This window comes from Nocardioides sp. NPDC092400 (genome assembly GCF_040684155.1).
Classification (GTDB): Bacteria; Actinomycetota; Actinomycetes; order Propionibacteriales; family Nocardioidaceae; genus Nocardioides.
Map to the genome: position 1 here is coordinate 34,541 of NZ_JBFBFJ010000002.1, position 18,116 is coordinate 52,656.

Here is an 18,116-nt window from a genome sequence, read left to right on the forward strand (position 1 = left end):
AGCAGCGCGATGAGCCTCGTCCTCCACGTCGCCGGCGACCGCTGGCGCACCCACCTGCGCTCGGTGGCCGACGCCCACCCGGGCCTGGTCCCGGTGTGCAAGGGCAACGGCTACGGCTTCACCCTGGGGCGGCTGGCCCGCAAGAGCCAGTGGCTCGGCGTCGACACGATCGCCGTGGGGACCTACGACGAGCTGCCGCACGTCGCGAGCCGCTTCGACGGCAGCCTGCTGGTCCTCACCCCGTGGCGCCCCTTCGGTGCCGCCCTCGACGTCGACCCGGCGCTCGGGGACCGCGTCGTCCACACCGTGAGCCGCCCGCAGGACGTCGACGACCTGCTCGGCCGCCAGCCCGACGCCCGCCTGGTGCTGGAGCGGATGACCAGCATGCAGCGCCACGGCCACTCCGCACGCGAGCTGCGCGCCGCCGCCCGCAGCCTCGCCGGGCACCCGCGCGCCCGCCTCGAGGGCGTCGCGCTGCACCTGCCGCTGGCCCAGGGCTCCCACCTCGGCGAGGTCGACCGGCTGCTCAACGACGTCGTCGCCGCCGAGCTCGGCACGCGCACCATCTGGGTCAGCCACCTCACCGACGCCGAGCTCGCCACGCTCCGCGCGTCGTACGCCGACTACGACATCCGTCCGCGGACCGGGACCGCCCTCTGGCTCGGCGACCGCGGCGCCCTCCGCGTCACCGCGAGCGTGCTCGACGTCCACCCGGTCGAGCGCGGCGACTCCTTCGGCTACCGCGGGCGCACCGCCCCGAAGTCCGGTCACCTGCTCGTCGTCAGCGGGGGCACGGCCCACGGCATCGGCCTCGAGGCACCCACGGGGGACTCCAGCATCCGGGCCCGCGCGGCCACGCTGGCGCGCGGGGGCCTCGACGCGGTCGGCTTCGTCCGCTCGCCGTTCTCCATCGACGGCAAGCAGCGGCTCTTCGCCGAGCCGCCGCACATGCAGGCCTCGATGCTCTTCCTCCCGCACGGCTCGCGGGTGCCCGAGGTGGGCGACGAGGTCGACGTGCGGGTGCGGTTCACCGCGACCGCGTTCGACCGCGTCCTGGTCGAGTAGGACGCCTGGCCGCTCAGCCGACGAGCGCGCGCGAGCGCGGTGGCGGGGCGACCCACCCGGTCTCCCGGACCGGGTCGTGCCGGGGACGCAGCACGTCGCGGGCGACGATCCCGACCAGGTAGAGCTCGCAGGCGACCCGCGCGAGGATCGCGACCCAGTAGAAGCCGACGTCGCCACCTCCGGCCGGCGCGAGGTACCCGCCGAGGTACCACCACACCGAGGCGAAGTAGAGGACCTCGCCGGCCTGCCAGACCAGCTGGTCGCGCCAGCGCGGCCGCGCCAGCACGGCCAGCGGCAGCAGCCACAGGACGTACTGCGGGGAGTAGACCTTGTTGACCAGCAGGAACCCGGCGACGACCAGGAACCCCAGCTGGGCCAGCCGCGGCGTCTCGGGCGCGCGCAGGCCGAGCACCAGCACGCCCAGGCACCAGGCGCCGAAGAACAGCCACGAGCCGACGTTGATGGTGTGGGCGCTGATCGTGGTGTCGAGCGCCTGCTGCGCCACCAGCCACACCGAGCCGAGGTCGGCGCCGCGCTCGGAGTTGAAGGACCAGAAGACCCGCCACTCCTCCGGACCCGAGAGGTACGCCGGCAGGTCGGCCAGCACCCAGGCGGCGGCCGCGGCCCCCGTGGCGACCGCGACGTCGCGCAACCGCCTGTCGCGCAGGCAGATGACGAGGATCCCGCCGAGCAGGAACAGCGGGTAGAGCTTCGTGGCCGTGCCGAGGCCGATCAGCACCCCGGTCAGCAACGGCTTGTCCCGCGACCACGCCCAGGTCGCGGCGGCGACGAACCCGACGGCGAGCAGGTCCCAGTTCACCAGCGCGGTCAGCGCCAGCGCCGGGGACACGGCGTACATCAGGGCGTCCCAGGGCCGTCGTGGGTGGGTGCGCGAGACGAACCACGCGGTCAGCAGCGCGACGGCGGCCAGGCCGAGCGCGTTGACCACGACGTACCAGCGGATCTCCGACTGGACCTCGCTGTCGCCGAAGAGCGAGTCCACCGGCTGCCGCGCCCGGTCGGCGAGGTCGGGCACGCCGACGTGGTCGGCGACCTGCGCCACCCAGGCGGTCCCCCAGGCCCAGTAGGAGATCCCGACGGGGTACTCCATGACCTCGTAGCGGGACCGGACCTCCGCGTCCTCGGTGTAGGGCCAGGCCCGCTCGACCATGCCGCGGCCGGTGTAGAGGTAGGGCAGGTCGGAGTAGCACATGTGCGCGTAGCGCTGCTGCCCGTCGCTCCAGGTGTCCTCGAAGCAGCTCTGCTTCTGCACCATCCCCAGCGCGAAGCACAACGCCGTCAGCGCCAGGACCACCCGCAGCGGCGTCCACCAGCGGTGCCCCGCGCCGCGGGTGCCCATCGGGCCGCCGATGCCCTCGCTCAGCGAGCGCGCGACCGGGTCCTCCCGGGTGGGGTGGACGTGGTCGGGCACCTGCGGCTCCATCAGTGCTCCCTCAGCGGGCCATCGGCGGGGTACCTGCCGCGCGGGCGGGTCAGCCCCGTCCGCGCGGTGCGGTCTCGCGCGACGGCCCCGCGGCCGGCGACGCGCTGCCGCTCGGCGCCTGGCTCGGCGGCGGCGAGCTGGGCGGCGGCGAGGACGGCTCGCCGCAGCCGAGGATGTCGCAGCTCGGCGACGGCTCGGCGGTGGGCGTCGGCTCCTGCGACGGGGTCGGCTCCTGGGAGGGCTCCGGCGTCTCCGACTCGATGCCCGCGCTGGGCTGCGGCTGCTGGGGCTGCGGATCCGGCTCGCCGGTCGGGGTGGACGGCGGGACGTACGGCGCGTGGCCGTCGCTCGGCGCGTCGCCGTCGACGTACACCGGGTCGGGGAAGTCCTCGACCGGCAGCCCGTCCATGAGGACCTCCATCGCGTGGGTCCAGGTGCGGGCGGGGTAGGAGCCGCCGAAGTACTCCGGAAGCCAGCCCATCAGCTGCTCGTTGCCCTTGCCGCGGACGTACATCACCGCGGTGGCCATCTGGGGGGTGTAGCCGGCGAACCACGCCGAGGACACCTCGTCGCGGCCATTGGTGGCCGTGCCGGTCTTGCCGGCCGCGGGCCGCCCGAGCGCGAGCGCCGCGGTGCCCGACCCGCCGGTGACGTTCTGCTGCAGGGCGTAGGAGACGTCCGCGGCGATGTCGGCGTCGAGGACGCGCTTGGGCTCGGGGCCCTGCTCCGCGTGGGAGTAGCGGGTCTCGCCGCTGTCGTCGACGACCTTCTCGATGATGAACGGCTCGGCGTACACGCCCTCGTTGGCGATCGTGGCGTAGCCGTTGGCCATGTTGATCGGGCTGACGGTCGCGCTGCCCAGCGCCACGGTGGCGACCGGCTCGAGGCCCGGCGAGGTGTTCGGGAAGCCGGGGTCGTTGCGGCCCGCCTCGGTCGGCGGGATGCCCATGGCGTTCATCATCTTGACGACCTTCTCCGGGCCGCCGTCCATGCTCGTCGTCATGTCGACGAAGGCGGAGTTCGCCGACTTCTGCGTCGCGAAGATCATGTTGATCGCCGAGCCGAAGCTGTCGTCGCCCTGGTTGGTGACCTCGGTGCCGTCGGGCAGCACGAACGGCGAGTTGCCGTCGAAGGTGTCGTTGAGGGAGAAGCCGTCCTTGATCGCGGCCGCGAGCGCGAACGCCTTCAGGGTCGAGCCGGCCTGACCGCCGGAGACCGCCCAGTTGATCTGGGACTGGAGGTAGTCCTGGCCGCCGTAGAAGCCGCGGACCGCTCCGGTGCCAGGCTCGACGCTGGCGACCCCGACGTGCAGCTCCTTGTCCTTGAAGCCCTCGGGGCGCTCCTCGAGGACCGCCTCCTTGGCCGCGGCCATCGCCTTGGGCGTGAACGTCGTCGTCACCCGCAGGCCGCCGCCCTCGATCTCCTGGGGGGTGAACCCGAGGCGGTCGAGCTCCTTGCGGACCATCGTGAGCATGTGGCCCTTCTGGTCGCCGTAGGTGCTCTCCGCCCGCTCCTGCGGGAAGTCCGGCAGCCGCTTCTTGGCCTTGGCCGCCTCGTCCTCGGTGATCATGTCGAGCTCGGCCATCTGGTTCAGCGTGTACTCGTAGCGGCCCGTGAGCGCCTCGCGCGAGTCCTTGCCGTTGGCCGGGTCGAAGCGGCTGGGGTTGTTGAGCACGCTCGCGAGGACGGCGCTCTGGCGCAGGTCGAGGTTCTTGGCCGGGCGCTGGAAGAACGCCTGGGCGGCGGCCTCCACGCCGTACGCACCGCGACCGAAGTAGATGGTGTTGAGGTAGCCCTCGAGGATGCGCGACTTGCTCTGCTGGCGCTGGACCTTCAGCGACAGGATCGCTTCCTTGATCTTGCGCTGGTAGCTGCGCTCCTGGGAGAGGTACAGGATCTTGACGTACTGCTGGGTGATCGTCGAGGCGCCCTGGCGGGCGTTGCCCTGGGCGTTGTTGAACGCCGCGCGGACGATGCCCTTGGGGTCGATGCCGCTGTCGGTCCAGAACGTCTCGTTCTCCGCCGCGACCACCGCGTCCTTGAGCGACTGCGGCATCTGCTCGAGGTCGATCGACACCCGGTTCTGGGTGGCGAAGCGACCGAGCTCGGTCTTGCCGTCGTCGAAGTAGACGAACGTCGTCTGGGTCTCGAAGTCCTTGTTCGGGTCGGGGATGTCGATCGTCTGGTAGAGCACGACGAACGCCGCGCCGACCAGGAGCGCACCCACCAGCCCGAGAGCGAGGAGCCAACGCCCGACCCGCCACACCTTCTGCTTGCGGGTGCGGGGTGCCCGCTTCGGGGACTTCTTCACGGCAGGACCTGCGGCCCGGCGCTTGCCATCTCTCACGCTGGTGTTTCTCCTCCGGTGCACGGCTGCGTGCCACGTCCCGGCCCCGAGGGGGCCGGCCGCGACCCAGGACAGGGTACGCATCGGGGCCGCCCCACCGGCCTCCGCGCGATCCACGCCACTTCCGGCGGCCTGTGACACGCACTCGACAGGTCAGATGTTCGCAACCGGTGGATATATCGCTACGATAGGTCGCGTGGCACGTCGTGGAGAGACCATCGAGCTCGCAGTCCTCGGACTGCTGCACGAGGGACCCATGCACGGCTACGAGCTGCGCAAGCGGCTGAACCTCATGCTCGGGTGGGGCCGGGTGCTGTCCTACGGCTCGCTCTACCCGACGTTGAAGAAGATGCTGCGCGGCAACCTCATCGAGGAGTCCACCAGCACGAACGTCCCCACCAGCCGTCGGCCGCGGATCGTCTACCAGGTGACCGAGGCCGGCACGCGTGAGTTCGAGCGCCTCATGTCCGAGGTCGGCCCGGCCGCGTGGGAGGACGACAACTTCGACATCCGGTTCGCGTTCTTCGGACGCACCGACATGGAGATCCGGCTGCGCGTGCTCGAGGGCCGACGCATCCGCCTCCAGGAGCGGCTCGACCGGGTGCAGCGGGAGCTGCAGATGACCGTCCAGGAGGTCGACCGCTACGCGGCCGAGCTCCAGCGACACGGCGTGGAGTCCGTCGAGCGCGAGGTCCGGTGGCTCTCGGACCTCATCAACGCCGAGCGGAACCTGGGTCAGGCACCGGTGCAACCGGCCGGTCCGACGCCCGAGCAGACCCCCTGACGAGCAGCAGCAGACCAGCAAGCCGCGCACCAGCGCAGCACACACAGACCTCCGTACAGGTTCAAGGAAGGAAGACCCGATGGGTTCGGTTCGAGTAGCGATCGTGGGGGTGGGCAACTGCGCCACCTCCCTGGTGCAGGGCGTCGAGTACTACAAGGACGCCGACCCCGCGGGCACCGTCCCCGGCCTGATGCACGTCGCCTTCGGCGACTACCACGTCAAGGACGTGGAGTTCGTCGCGGCGTTCGACGTCGACGACAAGAAGGTCGGCAAGGACCTCTCCGAGGCCATCAACGCCTCGGAGAACAACACGATCAAGATCGCCGACGTCCCGACGCTCGGCGTCGAGGTCCAGCGCGGCCCGACCCTCGACGGCCTCGGCAAGTACTACCGCCAGACCATCGAGGAGTCCGGCGCCGAGCCCGTCGACGTCGTCCAGGTCCTCAAGGACCGCGAGATCGACGTCATGGTCTCCTACCTCCCGGTGGGCTCCGAGGAGGCCGACAAGTTCTACGCCCAGTGCGCGATCGACGCCGGCGTGGCCTTCGTCAACGCCCTCCCCGTCTTCATCGCCTCCGACCCCGAGTGGGCCAAGAAGTTCGAGGACGCCGGCGTCCCGATCGTCGGCGACGACATCAAGTCGCAGGTCGGCGCCACCATCACCCACCGCGTGATGGCGAAGCTGTTCGAGGACCGCGGCGTGACGCTGGACCGCACCTACCAGCTCAACGTCGGCGGCAACATGGACTTCAAGAACATGCTCGAGCGCGAGCGCCTGGAGTCCAAGAAGGTCTCCAAGACCCAGGCCGTCACCTCGAACCTCACCGGCTCGCTGTCGGGCAAGGTCCACGACAAGAACGTGCACATCGGTCCCTCGGACTACGTCGCCTGGCTCGACGACCGCAAGTGGGCCTACGTCCGCCTCGAGGGCCGCGCCTTCGGTGACGTCCCGCTGAACCTGGAGTACAAGCTCGAGGTCTGGGACTCCCCGAACTCGGCCGGCATCATCATCGACGCGATCCGCGCCGCGAAGATCGCCAAGGACCGCGGCATCGGCGGCCCGATCATCTCGGCCTCGTCGTACCTGATGAAGTCCCCGCCGGTGCAGCTGCCCGACGACGAGGGCCGCCGCCGCGTCGAGGCCTTCATCGCCGGCGAGGAGTGACCTCCTCCCACCGCTGAGCCCTCGCGGCTCGACGTTCGCACGACGGCCCGCCCGGTCCTCCGGGTGGGCCGTCGGCGTCTCCAGGCTCTTTCCTGTCACCCGGATCGTTCAATTGAACGGTTCGGGTGGCTCGTCGGGGCGTTCGACGCCTCCGGGCCACCGCGATCGCGCAATTGAACGATCCTGGTGGGGTCCGGTCCTCCACAGCGTGGTGAATACCTGTGGATGACGGGAGCACCGCGCCGCAGGCCGGTGCCAAGGTGCCGAGCCATGGACGAACGACGACCCTTCACGCGCGCCGACGCCGTTGCCGCCGGCATCAGCCCGTGGCTGCTCCGAGGGTCGCGGTACCGACGGATCTTCCGGGGCGTGTTCATCAGTGCCGAGGTGGAGCCGACCGACGAGGAGCGCGTCATCGGTGCCTTGCTCGTCCACCCCGCGGGGGCGTGGGCGAGCCACCGGACCGCGGCCGCCTGGTGCGGTGTCGTCGTACCGGACTCCTCCTTCGTCCACGTGAGCGTCACGAAGGCCAAGGACCGTCGGTGGCTGCCCGACATCAAGCCCCACGTCGCGCCGGTCGGCACGCCCACCCGGATGTGGCGCGGCATCCGGGTCTCCGACCCGGTGCGGATGTTCGTCGAGCTCGCGTCGATGCTCGACCTGGTCGACCTCGTCGTCGCGGGCGACAACCTCCTGCGGGTGTTCCGGATGACCGCCGCCACCCTGCGAGCCGGGCTGGAGAGGACGCGCGACTACTGGTCACCGGCCGCGCGACACGCCGCGGCGTACGTGCGCGACGGCGTCGACTCGCCCATGGAGACGCGGCTACGGATGCTGATCGTGCTCGCCGGGCTCCCCGAGCCCGTGGCCGGCCACGCCGTACGAGCCGAGAACGGCGACGTCCTGGTGAGGTTCGACCTGGCCTACCGCGAGCAACGGCTCGCCATCGAGTACCACGGCACGCACCACCGCGACGACCCACGCACGTGGGAGCGGGATCTCCGCCGGAGCGAGCTCGTCGACCAGCTCGGGTGGCACCTGGTCCACGTCACCTCGAAGGACCTCTTCGACACGCCGGGTGGGACGCTCCGTCGCATCTGGCTCGCAGCCGCGCGGTTGGGCCTCACCGTCTCGCCGCCCCAGCCGGGGTGGGAGCCGCACTTCATCAACCGGGCGCCGCGACCGGCGAGTTGAGGTGCCACCCGGATCGTTCAATTGAACGATCCCGGTGGGGGCAGACACGCCTGACGCAGGTCCCGCCACCACAACAGCGCAATTGAACGATCCGAGTGCCAGGAGTGCGACCGACGCCTCAGCCGAGCGCCTCGGCGGCGGCCTTGATGTTGCCGAGGGTCTCGGTCATGCCGGCGCGGAGCTCGTCGGTGAAGGTGTCGACGCCGCCGAGGGCGACGCGGGTCAGCACCAGCGAGAGGGCGGAGATGCCCTCGGTGGTCTCCCGGCGGTTGGTCAGCAGGGTGCCGCCGTCGGGGGTGGGCTGGAGGGTGAAGGACCAGGTGGTCCGGTTCTCCGTCACGCGGAAGGCGAAGCGCACGTGCGGGTCGAACGTCGTGACCTTCGCCGTGGTCGGCCACACGAGCGGGCCGCGGTGGTTGAGGTTGAGGAAGGTCGTGCCCTCCTGGACCGGCCGGCCGCGCACGAAGGTGCGCAGCACCTGCGGGCTCCACTCCCGGGCACGGGTCGGATCGGCCACGAGCGACCACACGGTCGCGGGCGGGGCAGCGACCTCGACGGTCGCCTCGAGGTCCTGGGCGGTTGCGACGCTGGCCATGCCGGCACCCTAGTGGCCCCCGGGGGCGACCCCGGCTCCGACGACCTGGCCGACGTCCACGAGGACGCCGACTCCCCCGAGGTGCTCGGTCCCACCGACGAGGTGGCGTACGCCGCCGGGCCGGCCGCGGTCCTCGCCCACGACCTGGCCTCGGGCGACCGCCGCGAGGTGGCCGGCTCGTTCTCGGACGTCTGGGGGGACGACTGGTTCGCGGACCTGCACGACCGCGGCGCGCGCTCCAGCCCCGCCGGCACCTGGTCCATCAGCGACCCGGACGCCTGCGGCGACCCTCGGCTCCACCCCGTGGCCGGCGGGGAGCCGGTCGACACCGGCCTGCCCACCGTCGCCCGTCGACCCCCCGGACGTCGCGGGACGCCTCAGGCCGAGCGGGCCGCCCACCAGGCGAGGAGCTCCTCGCGGGCACGGTCCTCGCCGAGGGGCCCGTGGTCCATCCGCAGCTCCAGCAGGTGCTGGTAGGCCTGCCCGACGTCGCGGCCGGGCCCGATGCCGAGCAGCTCCATGATCTGGTTGCCGTCCAGGTCGGGGCGCAGGGAGGCCAGCTCCTCCTCCTCCGAGAGCCGGGCGATCCGTTCCTCGAGCTCGTCGTAGGTCCGGGCGAGCCGCGCGGCCTTGCGCTGGTTGCGGGTGGTGCAGTCGGCCCGGGTGAGCACGTGCAGGCGCTCGAGCTGGTCGCCGGCGTCGCGCACGTAGCGGCGGACCGCGGAGTCGGTCCACTCCCCCGTGCCGTAGCCGTGGAAGCGCAGGTGCAGCTCGACGAGCTTGGTGACGGCCTCGATCTCGTCGTTGGAGAAGCGCAGCGCCTTCATCCGCTTGCGGGTGATCTTGGCGCCGACCACGTCGTGGTGGTGGAAGGTGACGGTGCCGTCGTCGACGAACCGGCGCGTGCGCGGCTTGCCCACGTCGTGCATCAGCGCGGCGAACCGGGACACGAAGTCCGGCTCCCCGCCGAGCCGGTCCTCGAGGTCGATGGCCTGCTCCAGCACGGTCAGCGTGTGCTCGTAGACGTCCTTGTGCCGGTGGTGCTCGTCGCGCTCCAGCGCCAGCGCCGGCAGCTCGGGCAGCACCAGCTGGGCGAGCCCGGTCTCGACCAGCAGGGTCAGGCCGAGCCGCGGGTACGGCGCGCACACCAGCTTCACCAGCTCGTCGCGGACCCGCTCGGCGGAGATGATCGAGATCCGCTCGGCCATCGCGGTCATCGCCTCGCGGACGCCGTCGTCGACGGTGAACCCGAGCTGGGCGGCGAACCGCGCGGCCCGCATCATCCGCAGGGGGTCGTCGGAGAAGGAGTCCTCGGGCCGGCCCGGCGTGCGCAGCACCCGGTGGGCGAGGTCGACCACGCCGCCGTACGGGTCCTCCACCTCGCGCCCGGGCAGCCGCACGGCCATCGCGTTGACGGTGAAGTCGCGGCGGCCGAGGTCGCCGTCGAGGGAGTCGCCGAAGTCGACGTCGGGCTTGCGCGAGTCGGGGTCGTAGCTCTCCGAGCGGTACGTCGTGATCTCGACCTGCCACTCGCCCCGGCGGCAGCCGATCGTCCCGAAGGCGCGGCCCATGTCCCAGATCGCGTCGGCCCACCCCTTCAGCAGCCGCTCGGTCTGCTCGGGCCGGGCGGAGGTGGTGAAGTCCAGGTCGTTGTGCTGGCGGCCCAGCATCGCGTCCCGGACGGGGCCGCCCACCAGGGAGAGCTCGTGCCCGGCGTCGGCGAAGCGGCGACCCAGCTCGTCGATGACCGGCGCGATGCGGTCGAGCTCCTCGCTCACCGAGCGCTGGACGTCGGCGAGCTGCAGGTGGGGAAGCGGGGCGTCGGGCACGGGGCACGATTCTAGGTGCGGCCGGGCGGATAGTGTCGTCCGCATGCTTCGCCCCCGGTCGCCGCGGCCTGCCCTCGTGGCGGCGGCCCTGGCGCTGGTGGGCCTCGGAGCCGGTACGGCGGTGGTCCCGGCACCGGCCGACGCCGCCGGAGCGCCCGTGGCGGTCTCCTCCGCCGCCACCTCCGCCGTCGTCGACGACGAGGCCGCGCTCGAGGTGACGATCGACTCCCTGACCCCCGGCGCGATCCCGCGGCGCGGCCCGATCCGGGTGAGCGGCTCGGTGACGAACCGCAGCGGGGAGACCTGGCGGCGGATCAACCTCTACCCGTTCCTCGGCGAGACGCCGATGACGACCTCCGAGCAGCTGGCGGCTGCCGCCACCGTCCCGGCCGGCGAGTACGTCGGCGGCCGCATCACCGACGTGAGCGACACCATCGAGGAGCTCGAGCCCGGCGGCTCCCAGCAGTTCTCGATCCGCCTGCCCCGCGCCTACACCGCCACGCGCACCGCTCCCGGCGTCTACTGGTTCGGCGTCCACGCATCCGGGGAGTCCTCCGCCGGCCGCGACGACGTCGCCGACGGCCGCGCCCGGACCTTCCTCCCGCTGGTGCCCCGCAGCACGCGCGGCCAGGTGGAGACCGCCGTGGTGGTCCCGCTGCGCCGCGCGCTCACCCGCGAGCCCGACGGCTCGCTGGCCGACGTCCCCGGCTGGATCCGCACCCTGGGCAGCGAGGGGTCCCTGCGGTCCCTGGTCGACCTCGGCGCGTCGGCCGGCGACCGCCCGGTCACCTGGCTGGTGGACCCCGCGCTCGTCGACGCCGTCCGCCGCCTCGCCGCCGGCAACCCGCCGCGCTCCCTCGCCCCCACCCTCGGGGGGCAGCCGATCGCACCCTCCGACCAGCCCGACGCCGCCTTCTCCTCGGACCCCTCCGCCTCGGCGAGCGCCGACGAGGACGGCGAGGACGGCGAGAACGGCCAGGACGGCGAGCAGGGCGAGGGCGACGGCCAGGGCGGGGACGGCGAGCCCGTCCACGAGCCCACCGCCGAGGAGGCCGAGGCCGCGCAGGTGGCGTCGGCGTGGCTGGGCCGGCTCAGCGAGGCGATGGAGGGCGACGACGTGCTCGCGCTGCCGTACGGCGACCTCGACGTGGCCGGTGCGCTCACCCATGACCCGGACCTGCTCACCCGCGCCCGTGCCCGCGCCGAGGAGGCGACCAGCTCCTGGGAGGTGGCGACGTCACCGGCGCTGGGCTCCCCCACCGGGTTCCTCGACCCCGCCGCGGTCGTCGCCGTCGAGCCCGACACCACGATGCTGGTCACCGACCGCGAGCTCGGAGCGGACGCCCCGGGCGTCGCGAAGGTCCGCGGCCGCCGGCTGGTCGTCACGTCCTCGGGCGCGGCCGCCGGCGGGCCCGGACCCGACGACCCGCTGGCCGCCGTCTCGCTGCGCCAGCGGGTGCTGGCCGAGGCGGCCGTGCGCCTGCTCGGCCCCGGCCGCAAGCCGCTGGTCGTGCAGCTGCCGACGGGGTGGTCCCCGGGCTCGACCACCGGCTTCTTCGACGGCCTCGACGAGGACTGGGTCGACGTCAGCACCGTGGGCGACGTGGCCGGCCGCGAGGGCACGGCCGTGGCGCTCGACGACCTGGACTACCCCGAGCGCCAGGTCCGGCAGCGGCTCGACGAGGACGCCTTCGAGGCGGCGACCGGCCTGATCGACGCCGGGGAGGTCCTCCAGCACGTGCTCCGCGACAACACCCGCGTGGCGGCCGAGGTCGCCGACGAGGCCCTCGCGTCGCTGTCGTACTCCTCCCGCGACCGGCCCACCACGGCCCGGCTCGCCGTGCTCGGCTCGCGGCAGGAGATCGACAGGCTCCTCGGCAGCGTCGTCATCGAGGCGCCCCGCGGCGTCGCGCTCTCCAGCGCCAGCGGCGGGTTCGGCGCGAGCGTGGTCAACGGCCTCGACGAGCCGGTCGAGGTGAGCATCGAGGCCGTCACCGACGACCCCGCGGCCGTCTCCATCACCGGGCCCGAGACGATCGAGGTCCCGGCGCGCGGCCGCACGCCGGTCCTGCTCGAGGCCACCACCCGGGAGCCCGGCGTGCACCGGGTGCGGCTCGTGCTGACCGACCACACCGAGGACCCCGACGACCGGCACACCCCGCTGGGCTCGACCGACGAGCTGTCGATCCGCTCCATCCAGGCCAGCGCCGTGATCTGGGTGATCATGGGCGTCGGGGCCCTGCTGCTGTTCAGCGCGATCGCCGTGCGGCTGGTGCGCCGTGTGCGCCGGGCCCGCCGCGAGGAGGAGGCCACCACATGACCCGCACCGAGACCGGGACCGACGCCGAGGTCCCGAACGACGAGCGCTCGGTGCTGTCCAACAGCGCCGTCATGGCCGCCGGCACGGTCGTCTCCCGGCTGAGCGGCTACGTCCGCACGCTGCTGCTGGCCGCGGCGCTGGGCAACGTGCTGCACGCCGACGTGTTCAACATCGCGAACACGATCCCCAACATGCTCTACATCCTGCTGGCCGGCGGTGTCTTCAACGCCGTGCTGGTGCCCCAGCTGGTGCGGGCCGCCAAGAACGACGCCGACCGGGGCGAGGCGTACACCAACCGCGTCGTCACGCTGGCGGCCCTCTTCCTCGGCGTGGTCACCGTCCTCCTGGTGCTCGCGGCGCCGTGGGTGATGGACCTCTACCTCGACGCCGACGTGCCGCCGGACGCCCGCGAGTCGGTCGTCGACTTCGCCCGCTGGTGCCTCCCGCAGGTCTTCTTCTACGGGATGTTCGTGCTGGTCGGGCAGATCCTCAACGCCCGCGGCCGCTTCGGGCCGATGATGTGGGCGCCGATCGCGAACAACGTCATCTCGGTCGCCGTCCTGCTGCTCTACCTCGTCCTCTTCGGCACCGCCACCGAGGCCGAGCGCTCGGCCGGCTTCTCGGCCGACCAGGAGCTCGTCCTCGGCCTGGGCTCGACGCTGGGCATCGCCGCGCAGCTGCTCATCCTGCTGCCCTACCTGCGGGCGGCCGGCTTCAGCTACCGCCCGCGGTTCGACTTCCGGGGCACCGGCCTGGGCCACACCCTGCGCCTGGGCATCTGGACGGTGCTGTTCGTCATCGTCAACCAGGTCGCCTACACCGTCGTGGTGCGGCTCGCGTCCAGCGGCACCGCCGACGGGGCCTCCGACAGCACCGGCTACTCGGTCTACTCCGCGGCGTTCCTCATCATCATGGTCCCGCACTCGGTGATCACGGTGTCGCTGGCGACCGCGATCCTCCCGGGGCTCTCCCGCCGGGCCGCGGAGCGCGACCTGCCGGGGCTCGGCCGCTCGCTGTCCTCGACGCTGCGCACCGCCCTGGCCGTCGTGCTGCCCTTCGCCGCCCTCCTGCCGGTGATCGCGCCCGAGCTGGCGCGGGTCATCTCGCTCGGGGCGGCCGCGGACACCTACGAGAACTACATCGGCACGCTGGCCGTCTTCGGCCCCGGCCTGGTCCTCTTCACCGTCCACTACCTGATGCTGCGCGGCTTCTACGCGCTGGAGCAGACCCGCACGGTGTTCTACGTCCAGTGCGGCGTCGGGGTCACCAACGTCGTCGCCGCGCTGGTGCTGGTCGCCACCACCGACGACGCCGCGACCGCGCCCGCCCTCGCGGTCGCCTACGCCGCGGCGTACCTCGTCGGCGCCCTCCTCTCCTACACGGTCCTGGCCCGCCGGCTCGGCGGGCTGGGCTCCACGGTGCTGGTCCGCTTCCTCGTCCGGATCGCGATCGCCGTCGCGGTGTCGACCGCCGCCGCGTGGCTCGCCTCGATGCTCCTGGACAGCCTGGGCGACACCTCGACGTACGCCGTCTCCGTGGTCCGCGCCGTCGTGGTGACCGGCGTCGACGTCGCGGTGTTCCTGGTCCTGGCCCGGCTCCTGCGGCTGACCGAGGTGACCTCGGTGGTCGAGACACTCACCCGACGGCTTCCGCTGCCCCGCAGGCGCTGACGGTCCTACGATGACCCGACCGGGGCGACCCGGGGCCCGAGAACGTCGAAGGGATGAGGAGGCTGTGCCGCAGACCGCCCGGCCAGGAGACGTCCTCGCCGACCGCTACCGCCTCGTCGACCTGCTCTCCGAGAGCCGCGGGGGGCGGTTCTGGCGGGCCCACGACCGGGTCCTCGAGCGGCACGTCGCCCTGCACGTCATCGACGCCGCCGACGACCGCGCTCCGGGGCTGATCGACGCGGCGCGGCGCTCGGCCACGGTCCTGGACCGGCGCGTGCTCAGGGTGCTCGACGCCGAGCGGCTCCAAGGCGTCTGCTACGTCGTCAACGAGTGGGGCACGGGGGTCTCCCTCGACATCCTGCTCGCCACCACCGGCCCGCTGAGCCCCCGCAAGGCGGCGTGGCTGGTGGCCGAGGTCGCCGACTCGATCGCCACCGCGCACGCCGCGGGCGTCGCCCACGGGCGCCTCGTGCCCGAGAACGTCCTCGTCGAGCACACCGGCCAGGTCAAGGTCATCGGCCTGTCGGTCGACGCCGCCCTCCACGGCCTGCCCGCCGACCGGCCGGCCACCGACGTGACCGACCTCGCCGGGCTGCTGTACGCCGCGCTGACCGGGCGGTGGGCCGGCGTCTCGCCCTCCGCGGTCCCGTCCGCGCCGCAGGAGGCCGGCCACGTGCTGCGGCCCCGGCAGGTCCGTGCCGGCGTCCCGCGACCGCTCGACGCGCTCTGCGAGGCGCTGCTCAACCCCTACGCCGCGCGGCGCGACCTGCTCGAGGTGAGCACCGCCCGCGGGGTGGCCGACTACCTCCAGGAGTTCGTCGGGGACCCCACCGGCGTGCCCGAGGCGCTCGCCGCGGCCGCCCCCTCGCTGCACCGCCCGCAGACGATCGTCCTGCCCGCCGTCCCCGACGTCGTGCCCCACGCCGACCAGCACGGCGACCCGGGCGAGGAGCAGCAGGACTCCGGCACCAGGGCCGGCGGGCAGGCCCCGTCCGCCCCTCCCCCGCGGCACGCCGACCCGGCGCCGGCCACCCCCGCCACCCCCGCCGCGGCCGAGCTGCCGACCGAGGCCGGCCTCCCGATCTTTGACGACGCCACCGACGACGTGTCGTGGCTCGAGCGGCGCACCGAGCCCGTGCCGCCCCCGCCGCCCTTCGAGGAGCCGCCGAGCCGGCCCCTGTTCGCGCCCGACCCGGCCGACGGCGCGCCCGCGCGGCGACCGAGGCCGGGGGTGGTCCACAGCAGCGCCGGCCCGCACGCGTTCGCTGCCGGGACGGCCGGCGGGTCGTCGTACTGGCCCTGGGACACCGGTGACGGCCGGGCCGTCGACAGCGCTCCGCCGGCGGACGACGAGGAGACGGGCACGCTGGACCGGGTGCCCGGTCGTCGCTGGATGCGGCTGGCGATCGTCCTGGCGGTCTGCGCGGTGGTGCTCGTCGTCACCGTCGTGGCGGTCAACGTGGGCCGCGGTCGCGGCCCGCTCGGCACCCAGCCCGACGACGACCCCACCACCAGCACGAGCCCGGTCGCGCGACCCCTGCGCGACCTGCCGGTCGAGGCCGCCACCGACCTCGACCCCCAGGGCGGCGACGGCTCGGAGAACGCCGAGCTGACCGCCCTGGCCGTCGACGGCGACCCGGCAACGGCCTGGCGCACGGCGACCTACCGCCAGCAGCTCGGGCCCGAGGGGCTCAAGACCGGTGTCGGCCTCGTCCTCGACCTGGGGTCCTCCCAGCGGGTCTCCGAGGTGGGCCTGACCCTCGGTGGCGCCCCGACCGCGGTGTCGGTCCACGTCACCGAGTCCGCGCCCGTCGCGGTCAAGGACCTCGCCGTGGCCGGCGCCGACACGCTCGAGGAGCGCGGCCGGGTCGAGCTCGAGGAGCCGGTGTCCGGGCGGTACGTCGTCGTGTGGCTCACCTCCCTGCCGGAGGTCCCCGGCGGCTACCGCGGCGAGGTGGCCGAGGCCGTGGTCCGCGGGTGAGCGAGCGGACCGACGACCGGACCGACGCCGAGCTGCTCGCCGCACACGTGGCCGGCGACCACGAGGCGTTCGGACGGCTCGTCGCCCGGCACCGGGACCGGCTCTGGGCCGTCGCCCTGCGCACGACCGGCAACCGCGAGGACGCCGCCGACGGGCTGCAGGACGGCCTCGTCGCGGCGTACCGGCGGGCCGGGTCGTTCCGCGGCGACGCCGCGGTCACCACCTGGTTGCACCGCGTGGTCGTCAACGCCTGCCTCGACCGTCTCCGCGCGGCGCGGGTGCGCCGGACCGAGAGGCTGCCCGACGACCTCGAGGAGTACGGCGACCGCGGCACCGCGTCGCCGGACCCCGGCGTCGAGGACCCGGCCGACGCGAGCGTGCGCACCGAGCGGCGGCGCGCCGTGCTCGCCGCCCTCGCCGCACTGCCCGCCGAGCAGCGGGCCGCGCTCGTGCTGGTCGACATGGAGGGCTACCCCGTCGCCGAGGTGGCCGTCATCCTGGGCTGCGCCGTGGGCACGGTGAAGTCGCGCTGCTCGCGGGGGCGGACCAGGCTGGCCGAGCTGCTCGAGCTCGAGCGTCCGGTGCGGCCACCGTCACCTGGGAGGAACCTCCGGGCGGGCCGACGCGTCCCAGGACGGGCCGACCTGACAGGATCTGCGGCCGCCCCGACACCCGGGACGACCGGGGGCACCGACACCGGTGGCACCCGTGACCACGCCCAGGACAGCCAGGACACCCAGAACACCGAGCCCGCCGGAGGAGGTGCGCCATGACCGGTCCCGAGACCGTGCCCGACCCCCGCGAGGAGGAGGTGCGCCGCCTGCTGGCCGACGTCCGGCACGCCGAGCCCGTGCCCGTCGACGTCGCCGCACGGCTGGACCGGGTGCTCGCGCAGCTGGCCGAGGGTGAGGACGTCCCCTCCTCGGCCGACGAGCTCGCGGTGCGCCGCCGGCGCCGCGCGGCCGGGCTGCTCGCCGCTGCCGCGGTCGTCACCGTGGTCGGCCTCGGCCTCGGACAGGTCCTTCCCGCGGGCAGCGGGAACGACGACTCCACCAGCGCCGGGTCGAGCGCCGCGGGCGGCGGTGCTGCCGAGGACGGCGGTCGCCGGGACGGCGGGGGCGGCTCCACGCAGGACCGCACCGACGGCGTGCCCGGCGAGGCCGCACCCCGCCCCTCGACCGGCTCCACCGGCTCCGCACCGGGGGCGGTGCAGGACGAGAGCGCCTTCGGCGCGCTCGTCGCGTCGGCCCGCCGGCCCGTCCGGCTGCGCTCGGACCGGTTCGCCGCCGACGCGCTGCGTGCCCGGGACCGCGTCGACGCGGGCCGGACCGACGTCCGGGACCTCGACGGCGGCCTGGAGCGGGACCGGCCCCGGGGCACCGACCGCCGGACCGACGGCGCGGCGTACTTCGAGTGCACGCCGGCCGACTGGGGCGCCGGCGCGGCGGTCCCGGTGCTCTACGACGGGGAGCCGCACGTCCTGGTGTTCCGGGCGCCCGCCGGCGACAGCCAGGTCGCGGACCTGCTCCAGTGCGGGACCGGCGACATCCTGCGCTCCACCACCCTCCCGGCCGACTGACGCACGCAGCGCGACAGCCCTCCCCGGCGGCGCCTCACCCAGGTCCGGCGCGGAACATTCCTCGCCTACGATCGGTTGGACCAGCCAGCACCCCATCGTCCGGCGCGAGCGAACGCCGGCAGCCACCGCATCGCGAGGAGACG

14 protein-coding genes are annotated in these 18,116 nt (G+C 73.6%); 10 read left to right on the forward strand and 4 right to left on the reverse strand.

Going from position 1 to position 18,116, the window contains the following annotated elements:
* Window positions 1-9: 9 nt before the first annotated feature.
* Entirely contained in the window at window positions 10-1,065 is a 1,056-nt protein-coding gene (locus AB0N29_RS07675; RefSeq protein ID WP_302268815.1) for an alanine racemase, read from the forward strand.
* A 13-nt stretch (window positions 1,066-1,078) separates the two neighbouring features.
* Here the strand turns inward: AB0N29_RS07675 and AB0N29_RS07680 are convergent, their stop codons facing one another.
* The gene (locus tag AB0N29_RS07680; protein WP_364865553.1) at window positions 1,079-2,509 is read right to left on the reverse strand and encodes a glycosyltransferase 87 family protein; all 1,431 of its coding nucleotides are present in this window, start codon (window positions 2,507-2,509) and stop codon (window positions 1,079-1,081) included.
* Between the two features lie 49 nt (window positions 2,510-2,558).
* Entirely contained in the window at window positions 2,559-4,820 is a 2,262-nt protein-coding gene (locus AB0N29_RS07685) for a transglycosylase domain-containing protein (protein ID WP_364865555.1), read from the reverse strand.
* A 232-nt stretch (window positions 4,821-5,052) separates the two neighbouring features.
* Between AB0N29_RS07685 and AB0N29_RS07690 the strand changes: the two genes are divergently transcribed.
* The 3 genes from AB0N29_RS07690 to AB0N29_RS07700 all read left to right on the forward strand — a co-directional run bounded on the left by AB0N29_RS07690 (window position 5,053) and on the right by AB0N29_RS07700 (window position 7,999).
* Complete coding sequence (locus AB0N29_RS07690) at window positions 5,053-5,640, forward strand: PadR family transcriptional regulator (RefSeq protein WP_302268818.1); 588 nt, start codon at window positions 5,053-5,055, stop codon at window positions 5,638-5,640.
* A 79-nt stretch (window positions 5,641-5,719) separates the two neighbouring features.
* Window positions 5,720-6,805: an inositol-3-phosphate synthase gene (locus tag AB0N29_RS07695; protein ID WP_364865558.1), complete on the forward strand. Its 1,086-nt coding sequence runs from the start codon at window positions 5,720-5,722 to the stop codon at window positions 6,803-6,805.
* A gap of 270 nt (window positions 6,806-7,075) precedes the next feature.
* Window positions 7,076-7,999, forward strand: a complete 924-nt coding sequence (locus AB0N29_RS07700) for a hypothetical protein (RefSeq protein ID WP_364865560.1) — start codon at window positions 7,076-7,078, stop codon at window positions 7,997-7,999.
* Window positions 8,000-8,117: 118 nt separating this feature from the next.
* Here the strand turns inward: AB0N29_RS07700 and AB0N29_RS07705 are convergent, their stop codons facing one another.
* Entirely contained in the window at window positions 8,118-8,594 is a 477-nt protein-coding gene (locus AB0N29_RS07705) for an SRPBCC family protein (RefSeq protein ID WP_364865562.1), read from the reverse strand.
* 12 nt (window positions 8,595-8,606) lie between these two features.
* Between AB0N29_RS07705 and AB0N29_RS07710 the strand changes: the two genes are divergently transcribed.
* Window positions 8,607-9,071: a hypothetical protein gene (locus AB0N29_RS07710; RefSeq protein ID WP_364865564.1), complete on the forward strand. Its 465-nt coding sequence runs from the start codon at window positions 8,607-8,609 to the stop codon at window positions 9,069-9,071.
* Here AB0N29_RS07710 and AB0N29_RS07715 read toward each other — a convergent pair.
* A complete protein-coding gene (locus AB0N29_RS07715; protein WP_302271749.1) occupies window positions 8,972-10,399 on the reverse strand; it encodes a CCA tRNA nucleotidyltransferase in 1,428 nt (475 codons plus the stop codon). The genes AB0N29_RS07710 and AB0N29_RS07715 overlap by 100 nt on opposite strands.
* Window positions 10,400-10,466: 67 nt before the next feature.
* On the opposite strand from AB0N29_RS07715, the gene AB0N29_RS07720 reads away from it, so the two are divergent.
* The 5 genes from AB0N29_RS07720 (at window position 10,467) to AB0N29_RS07740 (ending at window position 17,973) form a co-directional block, all read left to right on the forward strand.
* Window positions 10,467-12,743: a DUF6049 family protein gene (locus AB0N29_RS07720; RefSeq protein ID WP_364865566.1), complete on the forward strand. Its 2,277-nt coding sequence runs from the start codon at window positions 10,467-10,469 to the stop codon at window positions 12,741-12,743.
* A complete protein-coding gene (murJ, locus tag AB0N29_RS07725; RefSeq protein ID WP_364865568.1) occupies window positions 12,740-14,413 on the forward strand; it encodes a murein biosynthesis integral membrane protein MurJ in 1,674 nt (557 codons plus the stop codon). The genes AB0N29_RS07720 and murJ overlap by 4 nt, the downstream gene beginning before the upstream one ends.
* 64 nt (window positions 14,414-14,477) lie before the next feature.
* Window positions 14,478-16,394 (forward strand): protein kinase family protein, encoded by a 1,917-nt coding sequence (locus tag AB0N29_RS07730; RefSeq protein ID WP_364865570.1) that lies wholly within the window; start codon window positions 14,478-14,480, stop codon window positions 16,392-16,394.
* Window positions 16,391-17,167, forward strand: coding sequence for an RNA polymerase sigma factor SigM (gene sigM / locus AB0N29_RS07735; RefSeq protein WP_364865572.1), 777 nt, complete (start codon window positions 16,391-16,393; stop codon window positions 17,165-17,167). The genes AB0N29_RS07730 and sigM overlap by 4 nt, the downstream gene beginning before the upstream one ends.
* Window positions 17,164-17,973: a hypothetical protein gene (locus tag AB0N29_RS07740; RefSeq protein WP_364865574.1), complete on the forward strand. Its 810-nt coding sequence runs from the start codon at window positions 17,164-17,166 to the stop codon at window positions 17,971-17,973. The genes sigM and AB0N29_RS07740 overlap by 4 nt, the downstream gene beginning before the upstream one ends.
* Window positions 17,974-18,116 lie beyond the last annotated feature (143 nt).